Origin of the sequence: Undibacterium umbellatum (assembly GCF_014284125.1) — a bacterium.
Taxonomy (GTDB): Bacteria; Pseudomonadota; Gammaproteobacteria; order Burkholderiales; family Burkholderiaceae_D; genus Undibacterium; species Undibacterium umbellatum.
Window position 1 is genome coordinate 1 of record NZ_JACOFX010000041.1, and the last position, 11,366, is coordinate 11,366.

The 11,366-nt window shown below is 47.9% G+C and carries 24 protein-coding genes and 1 pseudogene; 6 read left to right on the top strand and 19 right to left on the bottom strand.

What is annotated here, in order from left to right:
• The 10 genes from H8L47_RS28690 to H8L47_RS28735 all read right to left on the bottom strand — a co-directional run.
• Positions 1 to 770 (bottom strand): toprim domain-containing protein (locus H8L47_RS28690; RefSeq protein WP_186957253.1); only part of this gene is annotated, 770 nt, incomplete at its 3' end.
• Positions 770 to 1,015 carry a hypothetical protein gene (locus H8L47_RS28695; RefSeq protein ID WP_186957254.1) on the bottom strand — a complete coding sequence of 82 codons (246 nt, stop codon included), beginning with the start codon at positions 1,013 to 1,015 and terminating at the stop codon, positions 770 to 772. The genes H8L47_RS28695 and H8L47_RS28690, both read right to left, overlap by 1 nt.
• Before the next feature lie 6 nt (positions 1,016 to 1,021).
• Entirely contained in the window at positions 1,022 to 1,267 is a 246-nt protein-coding gene (locus tag H8L47_RS28700; protein WP_186957255.1) for a hypothetical protein, read from the bottom strand.
• 14 nt (positions 1,268 to 1,281) lie between these two features.
• Positions 1,282 to 1,473, bottom strand: coding sequence for a hypothetical protein (locus tag H8L47_RS28705; protein WP_186957256.1), 192 nt, complete (start codon positions 1,471 to 1,473; stop codon positions 1,282 to 1,284).
• Positions 1,460 to 1,630 (bottom strand): hypothetical protein, encoded by a 171-nt coding sequence (locus tag H8L47_RS28710; RefSeq protein ID WP_186957257.1) that lies wholly within the window; start codon positions 1,628 to 1,630, stop codon positions 1,460 to 1,462. The genes H8L47_RS28705 and H8L47_RS28710 overlap by 14 nt, the downstream gene beginning before the upstream one ends.
• 2 nt (positions 1,631 to 1,632) lie before the next feature.
• Positions 1,633 to 1,788: a hypothetical protein gene (locus tag H8L47_RS28715; RefSeq protein ID WP_186957116.1), complete on the bottom strand. Its 156-nt coding sequence runs from the start codon at positions 1,786 to 1,788 to the stop codon at positions 1,633 to 1,635.
• Between the two features lie 100 nt (positions 1,789 to 1,888).
• Positions 1,889 to 2,149, bottom strand: a complete 261-nt coding sequence (locus tag H8L47_RS28720; RefSeq protein ID WP_186957258.1) for an ogr/Delta-like zinc finger family protein — start codon at positions 2,147 to 2,149, stop codon at positions 1,889 to 1,891.
• A complete protein-coding gene (locus tag H8L47_RS28725; RefSeq protein ID WP_186957259.1) occupies positions 2,146 to 2,349 on the bottom strand; it encodes a hypothetical protein in 204 nt (67 codons plus the stop codon). The genes H8L47_RS28720 and H8L47_RS28725 overlap by 4 nt, the downstream gene beginning before the upstream one ends.
• A 50-nt stretch (positions 2,350 to 2,399) precedes the next feature.
• Complete coding sequence (locus H8L47_RS28730; protein ID WP_186957260.1) at positions 2,400 to 2,591, bottom strand: hypothetical protein; 192 nt, start codon at positions 2,589 to 2,591, stop codon at positions 2,400 to 2,402.
• A gap of 22 nt (positions 2,592 to 2,613) precedes the next feature.
• Positions 2,614 to 2,814: a hypothetical protein gene (locus tag H8L47_RS28735; protein ID WP_186957261.1), complete on the bottom strand. Its 201-nt coding sequence runs from the start codon at positions 2,812 to 2,814 to the stop codon at positions 2,614 to 2,616.
• Positions 2,815 to 2,869: 55 nt separating this feature from the next.
• Between H8L47_RS28735 and H8L47_RS28740 the strand changes: the two genes are divergently transcribed.
• The 6 genes and pseudogenes from H8L47_RS28740 to H8L47_RS28765 all read left to right on the top strand — a co-directional run bounded on the left by H8L47_RS28740 (position 2,870) and on the right by H8L47_RS28765 (position 5,887).
• Positions 2,870 to 3,313 carry a helix-turn-helix domain-containing protein gene (locus H8L47_RS28740; protein WP_186957262.1) on the top strand — a complete coding sequence of 148 codons (444 nt, stop codon included), beginning with the start codon at positions 2,870 to 2,872 and terminating at the stop codon, positions 3,311 to 3,313.
• A gap of 32 nt (positions 3,314 to 3,345) precedes the next feature.
• Complete coding sequence (locus tag H8L47_RS28745) at positions 3,346 to 3,831, top strand: hypothetical protein (protein ID WP_186957263.1); 486 nt, start codon at positions 3,346 to 3,348, stop codon at positions 3,829 to 3,831.
• A 53-nt stretch (positions 3,832 to 3,884) separates the two neighbouring features.
• Positions 3,885 to 4,445 (top strand): imm11 family protein, encoded by a 561-nt coding sequence (locus tag H8L47_RS28750; protein WP_222616721.1) that lies wholly within the window; start codon positions 3,885 to 3,887, stop codon positions 4,443 to 4,445.
• Between the two features lie 156 nt (positions 4,446 to 4,601).
• A complete protein-coding gene (locus H8L47_RS28755) occupies positions 4,602 to 5,036 on the top strand; it encodes a hypothetical protein (protein ID WP_186957265.1) in 435 nt (144 codons plus the stop codon).
• A gap of 274 nt (positions 5,037 to 5,310) precedes the next feature.
• Positions 5,311 to 5,448 (top strand): annotated as a pseudogene (locus H8L47_RS28760) (integrase core domain-containing protein); the annotation flags it as partial.
• 52 nt (positions 5,449 to 5,500) lie between these two features.
• Complete coding sequence (locus H8L47_RS28765) at positions 5,501 to 5,887, top strand: antitoxin YezG family protein (RefSeq protein WP_186957266.1); 387 nt, start codon at positions 5,501 to 5,503, stop codon at positions 5,885 to 5,887.
• Positions 5,888 to 6,425: 538 nt separating this feature from the next.
• On the opposite strand, the gene H8L47_RS28770 is transcribed toward H8L47_RS28765, so the two are convergent.
• The 9 genes from H8L47_RS28770 to H8L47_RS28810 form a co-directional block, all read right to left on the bottom strand.
• Positions 6,426 to 6,638 carry a hypothetical protein gene (locus H8L47_RS28770; RefSeq protein ID WP_186957267.1) on the bottom strand — a complete coding sequence of 71 codons (213 nt, stop codon included), beginning with the start codon at positions 6,636 to 6,638 and terminating at the stop codon, positions 6,426 to 6,428.
• A 1-nt stretch (position 6,639) separates the two neighbouring features.
• Positions 6,640 to 7,008 (bottom strand): hypothetical protein, encoded by a 369-nt coding sequence (locus H8L47_RS28775; protein WP_186957268.1) that lies wholly within the window; start codon positions 7,006 to 7,008, stop codon positions 6,640 to 6,642.
• A gap of 179 nt (positions 7,009 to 7,187) precedes the next feature.
• Positions 7,188 to 7,640: a hypothetical protein gene (locus H8L47_RS28780; protein ID WP_186957269.1), complete on the bottom strand. Its 453-nt coding sequence runs from the start codon at positions 7,638 to 7,640 to the stop codon at positions 7,188 to 7,190.
• A gap of 105 nt (positions 7,641 to 7,745) precedes the next feature.
• Positions 7,746 to 8,006 (bottom strand): hypothetical protein, encoded by a 261-nt coding sequence (locus tag H8L47_RS28785; protein WP_222616722.1) that lies wholly within the window; start codon positions 8,004 to 8,006, stop codon positions 7,746 to 7,748.
• A gap of 37 nt (positions 8,007 to 8,043) precedes the next feature.
• Entirely contained in the window at positions 8,044 to 8,508 is a 465-nt protein-coding gene (locus H8L47_RS28790) for a hypothetical protein (RefSeq protein WP_186957271.1), read from the bottom strand.
• A gap of 33 nt (positions 8,509 to 8,541) precedes the next feature.
• Positions 8,542 to 8,949: a hypothetical protein gene (locus tag H8L47_RS28795; RefSeq protein WP_186957272.1), complete on the bottom strand. Its 408-nt coding sequence runs from the start codon at positions 8,947 to 8,949 to the stop codon at positions 8,542 to 8,544.
• 60 nt (positions 8,950 to 9,009) lie between these two features.
• On the bottom strand, positions 9,010 to 10,041 hold the full coding sequence (locus tag H8L47_RS28800; protein ID WP_186957273.1) for a contractile injection system protein, VgrG/Pvc8 family: 1,032 nt from the start codon (positions 10,039 to 10,041) through the stop codon (positions 9,010 to 9,012).
• Positions 10,038 to 10,493, bottom strand: coding sequence for a phage tail protein (locus H8L47_RS28805; RefSeq protein ID WP_186957274.1), 456 nt, complete (start codon positions 10,491 to 10,493; stop codon positions 10,038 to 10,040). The genes H8L47_RS28800 and H8L47_RS28805 overlap by 4 nt, the downstream gene beginning before the upstream one ends.
• A gap of 15 nt (positions 10,494 to 10,508) precedes the next feature.
• The coding region (locus H8L47_RS28810; RefSeq protein ID WP_456243389.1) for a phage tail protein at positions 10,509 to 11,366 on the bottom strand (858 nt) is incomplete at its 5' end.

The following is an 11,366-nucleotide window of genomic DNA, read 5'->3' on the forward strand; positions in this document are numbered from 1 at the left end:
ATCTGTGCAGCCGCACACTCCCAGCCTGCAGCCCTGGCTTTATCAACATGCTTCTTGGTATAGCTGCGCCCGGCATTGTCGCCGTCCAGCGCCCAAACAAGACGGCAATCCATGTTCCCACGCGAGGTGGCCAGGTTGCGCAATGCCTCCTCTGGGTAGTTATTGCAACTACCCAGGGCCACTGCAGGGATTTCATGGTGCATCAGCGCCAGCGCGTCAAAAACGCCTTCTACCAGCCATATCTCCGGTTTATCCTGAATCACAACCGGGTCAGGCTTCCACCACAGGCCGTAATACTTGGAGCCATACTTAAAGTGCGCCTTCTTTTTGCCGAAGCGGTAAGGCTGATCAATGATCCTTTCCCAATAACCATTCCCAAAAGGAAAGCGCACCGTCGCGCTGCCTATCTTCAGCTCCTGGTCAAAGTAATACTCCTGCGTATACATGCCCTGAACCTTCGCCAGCACAAAGCCACGGCCATGCTGCATATACGCATCTGCCGCCGCGTTCGGGTTTGGCTTTTCTGGTGTGGGCTTGTAACGTTCAGACCAGTTATCAAACAGATCCGGGTACAGGTCTTTGACGTGTCTGGTTTCACCGCAATTGTTCAGGCGGCCGCAACGAATCACCCAAGGGTGTTCTGCATTGATATACAGCTCTTTCTTCTGGCAGGCCGGGCAAATGCCCCCGCGCAGCATGCCGTTTTGTTCAGGCTTGAACTTGAATTCAGCAAGGCGCTGCAAGATTTCGTGACGAAGCGATTCATCCATTACGCGCCCGCCTTGCTGTTCGCTGAATCCAAGTTTTGAATTACGGACTTAACCCCAAACATAAGCGCGCACAGACCGCCCCAAAGCTCTGCTTGTGCGGGATCATATCCATTAACCTTATCCATCATTTCTTGCAGCATTTCTTTCAAGGGCTGCAGCTCGCTGGGGTACATGTAGGCGGTCAAGAACACGATGGGCTGCTGTTCGCGGTCTGACAGGTTTATAGTGGTAGGTGTGGTATTCATAGTCATTCAATCAAAATCACCGCTTGCACGGCGTTTAAAGTCTGTTGTTGGCTGCTTGCCGGGCTGCGCCTGGTCTTTGGGTTTTGCAGCAGGCCTGCCAAATAAATGCGCTGGTACTCGGCCACGCCAGCAGTGCGCCACCATCGCCAGGCTGTGGCGCATTAATGGTGGCAAGTGCTCAAAAGGCACCGTGATGCGCAGGGCGGCATGTACCTTGCGCAGTTCGTCGTCTGTGGTTGCTGGAATAGGCATGATTTTTTGTGACGTCACGAAAATTTATGCTGCTCGTTAATCAACAACTGGCGGCCTTCTTCTAGCAAGCGCACGTCGCGCGAATACTCTTGCTCTGCCTCGATGTCTTCCAGACGTTCGGCAATGCCCCGCAAACGTTCGTTCTCCACAATCCCCAGGCTGATGGCGCCCAACAGCGCCACATAGACTTCATCAGGCAATTTCATGACGCTGCCCCCTTAAAAAGTTGAATTTCTGTTCCCGCTGACGGTCGCGGTATTCCTTGGCGCGCTGCGCTGCAGTCTTGGCATTTACCTTGCGAGGGCGGCCCCGGCCAGGCTTGTTAAAAATGTCGCGGGTAAAATCATCACCAGGCTGTTTCATGCTCACCACTCCCCAGCCATGCCGCCTAAGTCGTGAATCATTTCGCCGATTAGCGCCTGGCTATACAGGCGGCAAATCTGCGGGCCATTGTTCAAGGCCTTCAGCTCCTTGCGTATAGCCCTGGCAAGGACAAAACGGGATGCAAATGTCAAACGCATGTAGGCCTCCAAAAGTTTTAGGTAAAAAAAGTCCCTCACGCCTGAAAACAGGCATGTTGGCTACTGCAATAGTGGTTAAATTGGTTCTGCTAGATTAGCGTCACCCGACGGATAAATTCAGCGATAGCTGATTCAAGGCCGACTGTCGGGCATGCCTTGAAATAGGTATCCTGACCTTATAGTCAGGCGTGGCAGACAAAGACAAGGTGCGCAACACCTCAAGACCAGCCACAAACACATGGCCGCAATCCACGTTATTGCAGCGGTACGTGATTTCTTTAAACATGGGTGACATGGTGCGGCTTTTAATGGCGCGCACACCTTGCGTGCAATGAGGGCATGGCAAACCGATTACTCTCATTCCGGTGTCCTTTCAAAATCTTCAAGTGAAACTAAATTCATGGCGCGGCCGCTGCCTGTCATTCTCTGCATACCCATGCGCAAAAACCGCTTGGCCAAAAATTCAGCCGTTTCATCAAGGTCACGCAGCCCCCATTGAACACGCACTTTTTCAAGTATTTCTAATTCAGCGTCCGTGAAATCGGTATCGAGTGAAGGCATCTTCTTGTTTCGTCTACTTCAAAATGGCCTGATGGTGTCTGTCAAAGTGATTACTTTGCAGATAAGATTTCTGGGACTTGTTCACCCAGCAAAGCGATGGCTTCGCGCAAGACCAGATCACGCATAAATGCCGCAGGTTGGTCGCCCTGATAAGCGGCCATGGCCTTGATTAACTCAAATTCATAATCATCAAAGCGGATCATCATTTTATTGGCCTTGATGCGTTTTTTGTCTGCATACATGGTCGTATCCTGTCTGGGCTGGTTACTTGGACGTGAGCTTGCGTTCGTAGGCCTTCAAACCAAGAAGGTAGGTAACGCGAAGGAAAGAAGAAAGGGAACGTTGCTCGGCAATGGCATAGGCATTTGCCTGCGCCATTTCTTCGGGCGACAAGCTGATCGGGGTACGAGCAGCCTTGCTAATTCTGGGGGCGCGACGGAATGATGTTTGTGTGTCAATGGACATAATGTATCATTGTGTTACGTTAGGAGTAACGTGATATTAGTGTGAAAAAACGCACATGTCAATAATATTTAGTGATTTTATGAGCACATTTGGGGTAAGACTAAAAGAAGAGCGCAAGCGGATTGGTTTGAATCAAACTGATTTCGCCGCTGCGGGTGGTGTACAAAAACGTGCACAGGTTAGTTATGAGCAAGATGAACGTGCCCCGAATATGGAGTATTTGGCTCTGCTATCCAAGATCGGTGTAGATGTCGTCTATCTTCTGACTGGCGATTTAGCGGCTAATGCATTGGGTGAGCGGGAAAGGCAGCTTATAACTGGTTTTCGGGCCTTAGATGAACGTGGTCAAGCTGGAGTAATGGCCTTGATCAGCGGTATGTCTCCAATTAATGACGCACCACGAAATGTCATTCAGGGTGAAGTGCACCAGGTTATTAATGGAAACTTAACCGCAGAGTCACAGCATTTCACTTTTGGCGCAAAAAAATCAAAGAAGTAGTAGCCGACACAAGCAATGAAACAGATGTAGAAGTGAGTGTCGGGCAAGCAGTTTTAGGACAGTTGAATGAAGCCCCACGTTTTACAACTGTCCTGCATGTAAATGCACGTTCAGAATTCGAACAAACAGAGCTGCAAATTTGTGCAGAAAACCAAAGAACAGATGTCATCGTCACCGCACCCTTGGCGATACACAACACCGTTTGCAATAAAAACCTAGAAACAATCTGCGCCAAGTGCCATGCATTGGCGCAAAAACAAAGCAGGCTAAAAAAGTATGCAACAGGTTTTGTAATGTTTGCGTCACTGGCCTTCTGCGCAGTCATGGCAGCGACCGTGCTACCCGCATCTACAAAGCAACAATACGAAAGCCAAATTCAGGACAATTGCTACAACGACGGCAACAAGCACTCTGTCGGCAGTGTCGAGAAAATGGACGATGGGCAATACAAAGAATGTGTGGCCGTGCCAAACCATGCTCCTCAGTGGAGGGCATTGAATCGATACAAATTTCATTAGTTAATGCCTCACATAAAAGACTGATTCAAGTATTAGCAAGGATGCCAAAAGTAATGCACTACGTTGTTAACTTTGATAAAAAATATGAGATTGATCCATATTTAGATTGGTTAAATTCTGGCGAATGCAGGTTGCCAATTGCTCAAACTAAAGCCTGGGAAATTCCTACCTCATACAAGGTTATCTTATCGTTGCAAGAAGATAAGATTGATAATATTTCTGATTTTTTTGAATGTGGATCTTTGAATGTAGTGTCAAAGAGACTAAAAAATCTACTAGAAAGTACCGCAGTCAATATTGAGTTCGTACCTGTTAAATTGATGTGCGGGATGCAAAATTTAGAATTTTTTGCATTACATGTGATGCGTAGGATAAAAGCTATTAATGAGACTAATTCAATTTTTTCTGGGAAAAAATATGGTCTTGTCACGGGCATTGAAAAATTAGTTTTGAATTCAAGTCTCATTCAGAATGAGGATTTGTTTTTTTTAGATGATGCGTACCGCGTCGTTTTAATTGCTAGTGAGTCTGTAAAAGAAAAGCTTCTAGCTATGGCAATAACGGGTGTGCAGCTAGGCGAAATTGATCAATATTCTGACCAATCTCGTATTTAATTCATTGCGTGCGGGGTTCGCTCTACCGCAAGAGATCTGATACTCAGGAGCGGAGTCAGGTCTGACATTCATACATTTCCAACCCGACGGGCGATTACTCGCCGCTAATTGCCCCTACGTGCTAAGGTTTTTCATCCAAATCCAGGAAAGTGAACTATGAAGATATTGCCGCGATATATAGAGGACGAAGGGGGCAAGTGCACCAGCTCTATCAGCTTAGTAGATAACCTTGATGTGTTGAGTGTAGAAGATGCGCATGCTATTGCCAATTATATGGAGTCGTGCACAGTAATCGATGAGTGGCTGAGCAATATTAGAGATCCGATCACGAAGCAATTTTCTATTCCATCGAAAACATGGTCTGACGGTGTGTATGTTTGGGATTCGTCACATATCCATTACGTGAAGAACTACCGGGTACGTTTGCCAGGCCAGTTTGTGGATCACGTCAAATATCGCGTAGCATTAGGATTTGATTTCAAAACCCTTATGAAAGACGCTCTACGAGCGGAGTTCGAGCTGATTTTGGACAAGTTGCTTAATGGTGACGAGTCTTTCTACGTGACCTACGATGTTAAAAGATTCAATTAAAGTTAATGTGGTAGAGGAATTATTTTGGAAATCGAGCGGGCTTGGGGTCAGGTCTGAGCGGGCTTGGGGTCAGGTCTCACATTCATACATTTCCGACACTGGATAAAGTAATAAATGCCCTGAATAAATGGGTTGAAATAGCGAAAGGCATAAAACGATGAAAACGAGTGATTTTGAAATCTCAATCTCGGAAAAAACGGGGCAAGGGGTCAGGTCTGACATTCATACATTTCCCACCCGGCGGGCGATTACGCGCTGCTAATCGCCCCTACGGGCTGATCGACGCGGGATCAGGATTGAATATATCCAGCCTGGGCAGCCGCAGCAAAATGCCTATGTGGAACGCTACAACCGGACAGTGCGTTATGACTGGCTAGCCCACCATCTGTTTGATACTGTAGATGAAGTTCAGGGCCATGGGTCAGGTCTGACATTCATACATTTTTAAATTCAATGCCAGAAATATGAATTCATTACAAATTGCGGAACTAGTAAATTTAATCGTGCAAGAGATTGCATACACTGCACCAAAAGGATGGCGAAAAATTGTCCATTACTATGAGCTACTTAGCTGCGACGATGGGACTAAACGTAATAAGTCAACGGCAAGATGCTGGTGTTCGCCCGAAATGACCAAATACGACGGGCATGAAGTGGGTGGTTCTTGCGAGACTATCGACGCCTTAGAGGAGTTGCATGAAGTTTCAATTAAAAATGGTGATGAGTGGACCGGCTTTCTATTGGTAATAGATGAAGAGGGAAAATTCAGTTCGCAGTTTTTCTACAACAGCACTCCGCTGCTCGACGGTAATTATTCAGAACTACATAAAATTTTGGATAGCGCTTCTTGACTTACAGATGCTGGAGGGGCGGAACGGCTAGGGGTCAGGAGGGGCGGAACGGGACTAGGGGTCAGGTCTGACATTCTATATTTCCAACTTGGCGCAGGGTCAGGGGTCAGGTCTAACATTCCTACATTTTCAAACCGGCGGGCGATTACGCGACGCTAATCGCCCCTACGGACTAACTTCAAATTGACCGCAATGCTATACGGAATGGTCATTTGGAGGACTTGCTGGCAATAATTGATCGGTGGTTTCGAAGCACCTACCTGCAGGCCAACGAATATCTAGCTCCCCATCGCCGAGTAGAAATGGTGGCTCAACAATTTCGCCAATGCCTATCCCCCGCCCCCAAGAGTCAAAGTCGTTTGCAACCCATGATTCAGGGTTTTTCTGAACGTAAGTGCCAATTTGAAAGTCTCTTTCGTTAGGGGGCATAGTAGTAACATATAACGCTAAATTGAACGGCGGTGCTGGGTCAGGTCTGACATTCATCCATCTTAAACCCTGCGGGCGATGACGCGGCACTTATCGTCCCAACGCGGGTTCAGTCTTCAATATGCCGGACAGTAATACCGTTTTGCAGAGCAAATTTGTACACTTGCTTTGCCAAATGATCGTCTTCAATTATTAGTGCCATATTTGTTATCTCGTTGGTAGGCAGAAAGCGAGGAGTATCATCAATTTTCTCCACTACGTTCAAGCCCTCTTTTCGACAAGCAGCCGCTATACTGCTCGCTTGTTTAGACTCAAAACTCATATTAATTCTCTTCATTTTGATTTTTGAGCATTTTCAAGAAGCAAAGAAAGATCAATATGCAGAGCAAGTAATAACTCCACGAGTAGTAACCCCACTCTGTGCTAGCGTGCACCCCAACAATGTTGTACCAAGCATCTTTACCCATTAATATACCGAACAATGTTAATGGAATGAAGAGCCCTATGGCAGCAACAAGGAGCCAGTAATAAAGCTTCCCATAGGCTGCCAGAGTGCCGTAAATGATTAAGGCCACAACCATTACCGGAATACCGAACGCAATGGACAAAGCGCCTGACATATTACTGGCTTGAGCACACTGAGCTATGCCAAAGGCTGTTGCGGCAATAGAAAACCGGACACTTTTATTCATGAATTGAACCATTAATTAATTGACCTGCCTCAGCTTATAAGAAAGTAAGATTTCTCAAGAAAATAAAGGGCAGGGTCAGGTCTTACATTCATACATTTCCAACCCGGCGGGCGATTACGCGCTGCTAATCGCCCCTACGCGGGCTTGGTGATATCGCCCCAATCCGGACAATCAAAGTATTATTGGGAGCTCGTTCTAGCCCCCAAAGTTACCATGCGAAGTGTACCCTCCTTAAATTGGTAGTGCGCAGTGTGCGTCCCATAATCAAGTTTAATCCACCACTTATACATATCGGAACCCGGTGTGCCTTGACTCTGTTTGAAGGGAATGCCTTTCGAACGACATTCACGCTCAGCGTCATCAAAGGTGTCGAAAACCGGTACATCGATATTGTTTCGGGAAATTGGAGTAAATCCTTCGCGAGCCACCATATAAAGAAAAATAGTATCAAGCATTTGATTTTTGTCGAATCGGAACTGAAAGCCTGCATCAGTCGAGGCCGCCCAATAGACGTCATCCATACCTTCATGCGTTCTATCGAAATCATAGATTACGCTGATATCGTAAGATTCGAGCACGTCGATGACATCGTCATCTTTCATATGCTTATCAAGAAGCTCTGAGAATTTCATTTATTGACTTTTCTGTTGAAAAATTGCGGAGGAACGGGGTCACGCAAAGGACGGGGTCAGGTCTGACATTCATCCATTTCCAACCCGGCGGGCGATTACGCGCTGCTAATCGAAAATAACACCGAAAACTTCCGCCTTAGTTTTAAAATCATCTCTTTCCGCTTCCGAAGCAAACTGCAAAGCTACCGATTCTCCAGTTAATAATCGATCAACTTCAAATTTAGCTTTAATGAGTGAACCTGTTGAATACTGTTTCACAGCCTGAACTAATGAAACCGTTTGCAGTCCCATTTTCCATGACTTCATTGCTAGTGTTATCATAATCCTGTTGAAATAACTATAAGGGCGAGGGGGCAGGTCAGACATTCATACATTTCAAACCCGGCGGGCGATTACGCGAAAGTTAATTTTCCCGCGACTGAAAAATTAATAAGTCATCTTCTGGGATAAAAAAAACGTAGATATCATTGCCGCTTTTGAGTACTAGGTCAACACTGCGAGACAGTCTGAAAAGTTTAATTGCCAAATCATAAAATTGGTTCGCATCTAAGTGAAACCAATCGGGAAAGTCGCCATTTGGAAGTGTGAAAGAAACAGAGATTTTTTCAAACTTAGAGAATTGTATAAATTTTTCCACGAGTTCAAAGGAGTGCTTTAGCAAGACGTCATTGTAAGCCTTGGATATAAAAATTCGATTTTTTGACGACGGTACATTTACAGATAGTTTTCCAATGTCTTTATTCTCCACCCAAGTGAAGCTTTCTTTAGCAACGCCAAAAAAGTCCGCAAGAAAAATGTCATTTTCTGCCCGCTGAATTCTGGCTTTTAATTCGGCCAATTTTTTTTCAAGTAAAGTCGGTTCTTTCATTTTTCCTCATGTGGGTTGATTCCGAACAGCGCCTCAATCCGATTCACTAGGTAATAACCATTTCGGTCCTATTTCAATGTAGTCACCAGCGCGTTCTATTTGCCACCATCTATCAAAAAAATCTCGCAAATCTTTTTTCTCTACGAAGGCATCTATAGTATTGCCGACGCCGATACCGATGGCATTTCTAAATTCGGCGGTCCATAACCATTTGAATTTTGACTCGTACATTAAGTATTCTTCCTTGCAAGCCTTAATAATGCCAGGTTGATAGCCCTCAAAATACGGCTCAAACGGATGTTCTTCAGTCATCACTATAAAGGGACGGGACAAATTCACCAGGTCCTCTGGGTGAAGAATATTCTTCATGACAGAAATTAACTCATCTTTTGGGCGAATGACATACATTAGTCTCATCCTCATATCTTGATCGGTTGACATATTTATTGTTCACACTGGGGGAGGTATTAAATTTGGAAGCCTTGCCATTTAGTTAGCTTATCATTTTTGCTCTGACTCTTCTACAGCCCCCGCGTCCTTTTCCTCCTGCCCCTTCCTCGTCTCCAGCTCCAATTGCGTAGTGAACCCCTGCGCGGTGACACTGTGTGTGGTTTTTACGATGATCCAGTCCGTGTCCCCGATAGGTGCTTTTAAGCTGGGGATGCGTACGCCCATCATGGGCGTAATGTCTGGCCTGCCCAGGGCCAGGGTAAATTGCAGAGTCGCTTTGCCACGCTTTACCCGGTTCATCTCTGCCTTTGCTGCTTGCTCTGCCGCCTCTTGATTGGGGTAGGTGTGGCGCAGGCGTTTTGGGTTGTCGTCTTCGCCTATCAGTTCGCTTTTTTCCTTAGCGTCGTTGGGGTCATGCCATTGGGCGCGGACGCCGCTGTAGGCGTCGCGACTGGCGGTGTGGTAGCGATGTTTGTCGCCGTCGCGGCGTTCCAGGGTGATGGTGGGCAGGCTTTCGCCTTTGCTGTTGCTGCCTTCATCAATGGGCAAGAACAGCAGGGCGTCTTTTTTGACGGTGGCTACCGCATCAAAGCGTTTGCCCAGCCGGTTTAAAAAATTAATGTCTGACTCATTGGTCTGGTCTATGTGGTCAATGATTTTACTTTGCAGGCTTTGGCTGACCTTGGGTGTTAAACCATTGTCCTTGGCAATCTGGCCGACGATATCGGCCACAGTCTTTTTGTCAAAGCTGCGGTCTTTGCGGGTGCGTACTGGCTTTGCCATCTCTGCACTGCGGGCGCGCAGGACCAGCATATCTGGCGCGCCTTCGTGTTCGACTTCATCCACCACGAAGCTGCCTTTGTCCACCATGCCGGAATGTTCCCAGCCTAGCTGCAAGGTGATCTTGACGCCTTTGCGCGGTATCGCCACGCGGCCGTCGCTGTCGTCTATGGTGATGTTGAGTTCGTCAACGGCGTTTTCTCTGGCCTCGGTCAGTGTCAGGCTGACCAGGCGCGGGTAGATTTTGCTGGTAATGTCCTGGTCGTCCAGGGTAATGGCAAAGGCGGGTTTGTTGTGGCTCATTCTAAATCTACCTCTTCCCATTCAATGACATCATTGCCCAGATCCGGGCCGCCTGTGTGCGGGTCTACCTGGTCGCCTAAATCTACCCGTTTCAAACTGAGAGAAAAATCTATCCTCTGCGGCATGCCATCATCCAGAAAGGTGTTTTTGCCCTTGGTCAAATTCGTGATCAGAAATTGCCCGTATATGCGGCCGGTGCCTTCCACCAGCACATAGGCGTCGCCAGCATCGCCCATTTCTTCCAGATCATCCAAAGACGCCGGGTCACCGGCAAAGGCGGGGGCCATCCAGCCGGACAAGGTGATGGTGTTGTCACCTGGGCCTAAAAACTGGTGCGCGTCACGCTCACCCACGCGGCTGGTGTTCGGGTGCTTCCATTCGATTTGTTGCTGGAATTCCTGATACGCAGCCGTGGACAGGCTGAATACAAACTGGCCTAAACTCATCATCATCTTGTGTCGTCCTTCCTACGATTCATCATAGTCATGCATGGCAGACCGGCGCTGCTGGCTCTGCTGTCGTTCACGTCTGTCCAGCTCGGCGGCCACGGCTTTGGCAATGGCTTGCGGGTCCATGCCTGCTGGCGGGTTAATCACAATCTGGATATTGCTTGCGGCTGGTGCTGGGCTACCGCCTGCGCTGGCCGCGCTGCTGCCTTGCGCTTGCACTGGCGGGCGGCGATCAAACTTGATAGGCTCGGCCAGGCGTGGCGGTTCTTGCCTTTGTGCTGCAAACTGCACCAGGGCGGCCGCCTGTGGGTTAAATAATGGCGGTGGCACCTGCGCGAATGCCGGGTTAATTGCCGCGCTAAATGCCAGGCCGGTGCCGATGGCCGTCATTTGCTTGGTTACTCCTTGCAGCTTGTCCAATGGCAGCGCCTGGGCTTTCTCAATGCCGATAGACAAGCCTTGCATGGTGAATTGCCCCAGCTCTGCAAAGACCACGCTCGGCGAATGAATGCCCAGTTTCTCTTTAAACCATGAAACAACGTTATCCGCCATATTGCTGATGGTATCGCGCACGGTGCCAGCCGCGCTGGTGATGCCGTTCACCAGGCCTTGCATCATGTTGCTGCCAAACTCGCTAAATTTAGCGGGTAGCTCCATGGTGAAATAACCATACACAGACGCCATCATGCTGCGGAATTTTTCTACCGGGTGCCAGCCTTCTATAAACGCACTCAGGGCCGCGATGCCGCTGTTAAAGCTGGTTTTGATGGATGCCCATAGCCCGCTAAAGAAGGCACTGACTTGCGCCCAATTGCGATAGATCAGGTATGCCGCTGCAGCAATGGCGGTAATTGCCAGGCCAATAGGGTTCATCAG

Bases quoted from the DNA above. Each gene is read 5' to 3' on its own strand.
- H8L47_RS28695 (WP_186957254.1), bottom strand. From the start codon at position 1,015: ATGAATACCACACCTACCACTATAAACCTGTCAGACCGCGAACAGCAG.
- H8L47_RS28700 (WP_186957255.1), bottom strand. From the start codon at position 1,267: ATGCCTATTCCAGCAACCACAGACGACGAACTGCGCAAGGTACATGCC.
- H8L47_RS28705 (WP_186957256.1), bottom strand. From the start codon at position 1,473: ATGAAATTGCCTGATGAAGTCTATGTGGCGCTGTTGGGCGCCATCAGC.
- H8L47_RS28710 (WP_186957257.1), bottom strand. From the start codon at position 1,630: ATGAAACAGCCTGGTGATGATTTTACCCGCGACATTTTTAACAAGCCT.
- H8L47_RS28715 (WP_186957116.1), bottom strand. From the start codon at position 1,788: ATGCGTTTGACATTTGCATCCCGTTTTGTCCTTGCCAGGGCTATACGC.
- H8L47_RS28720 (WP_186957258.1), bottom strand. From the start codon at position 2,149: ATGAGAGTAATCGGTTTGCCATGCCCTCATTGCACGCAAGGTGTGCGC.
- H8L47_RS28725 (WP_186957259.1), bottom strand. From the start codon at position 2,349: ATGCCTTCACTCGATACCGATTTCACGGACGCTGAATTAGAAATACTT.
- H8L47_RS28730 (WP_186957260.1), bottom strand. From the start codon at position 2,591: ATGTATGCAGACAAAAAACGCATCAAGGCCAATAAAATGATGATCCGC.
- H8L47_RS28735 (WP_186957261.1), bottom strand. From the start codon at position 2,814: ATGTCCATTGACACACAAACATCATTCCGTCGCGCCCCCAGAATTAGC.
- H8L47_RS28740 (WP_186957262.1), top strand. From the start codon at position 2,870: ATGTCAATAATATTTAGTGATTTTATGAGCACATTTGGGGTAAGACTA.
- H8L47_RS28750 (WP_222616721.1), top strand. From the start codon at position 3,885: ATGCACTACGTTGTTAACTTTGATAAAAAATATGAGATTGATCCATAT.
- H8L47_RS28755 (WP_186957265.1), top strand. From the start codon at position 4,602: ATGAAGATATTGCCGCGATATATAGAGGACGAAGGGGGCAAGTGCACC.
- H8L47_RS28765 (WP_186957266.1), top strand. From the start codon at position 5,501: ATGAATTCATTACAAATTGCGGAACTAGTAAATTTAATCGTGCAAGAG.
- H8L47_RS28770 (WP_186957267.1), bottom strand. From the start codon at position 6,638: ATGAGTTTTGAGTCTAAACAAGCGAGCAGTATAGCGGCTGCTTGTCGA.
- H8L47_RS28775 (WP_186957268.1), bottom strand. From the start codon at position 7,008: ATGAATAAAAGTGTCCGGTTTTCTATTGCCGCAACAGCCTTTGGCATA.
- H8L47_RS28780 (WP_186957269.1), bottom strand. From the start codon at position 7,640: ATGAAATTCTCAGAGCTTCTTGATAAGCATATGAAAGATGACGATGTC.
- H8L47_RS28785 (WP_222616722.1), bottom strand. From the start codon at position 8,006: ATGTCTGACCTGCCCCCTCGCCCTTATAGTTATTTCAACAGGATTATG.
- H8L47_RS28790 (WP_186957271.1), bottom strand. From the start codon at position 8,508: ATGAAAGAACCGACTTTACTTGAAAAAAAATTGGCCGAATTAAAAGCC.
- H8L47_RS28795 (WP_186957272.1), bottom strand. From the start codon at position 8,949: ATGTCAACCGATCAAGATATGAGGATGAGACTAATGTATGTCATTCGC.
- H8L47_RS28800 (WP_186957273.1), bottom strand. From the start codon at position 10,041: ATGAGCCACAACAAACCCGCCTTTGCCATTACCCTGGACGACCAGGAC.
- H8L47_RS28805 (WP_186957274.1), bottom strand. From the start codon at position 10,493: ATGATGATGAGTTTAGGCCAGTTTGTATTCAGCCTGTCCACGGCTGCG.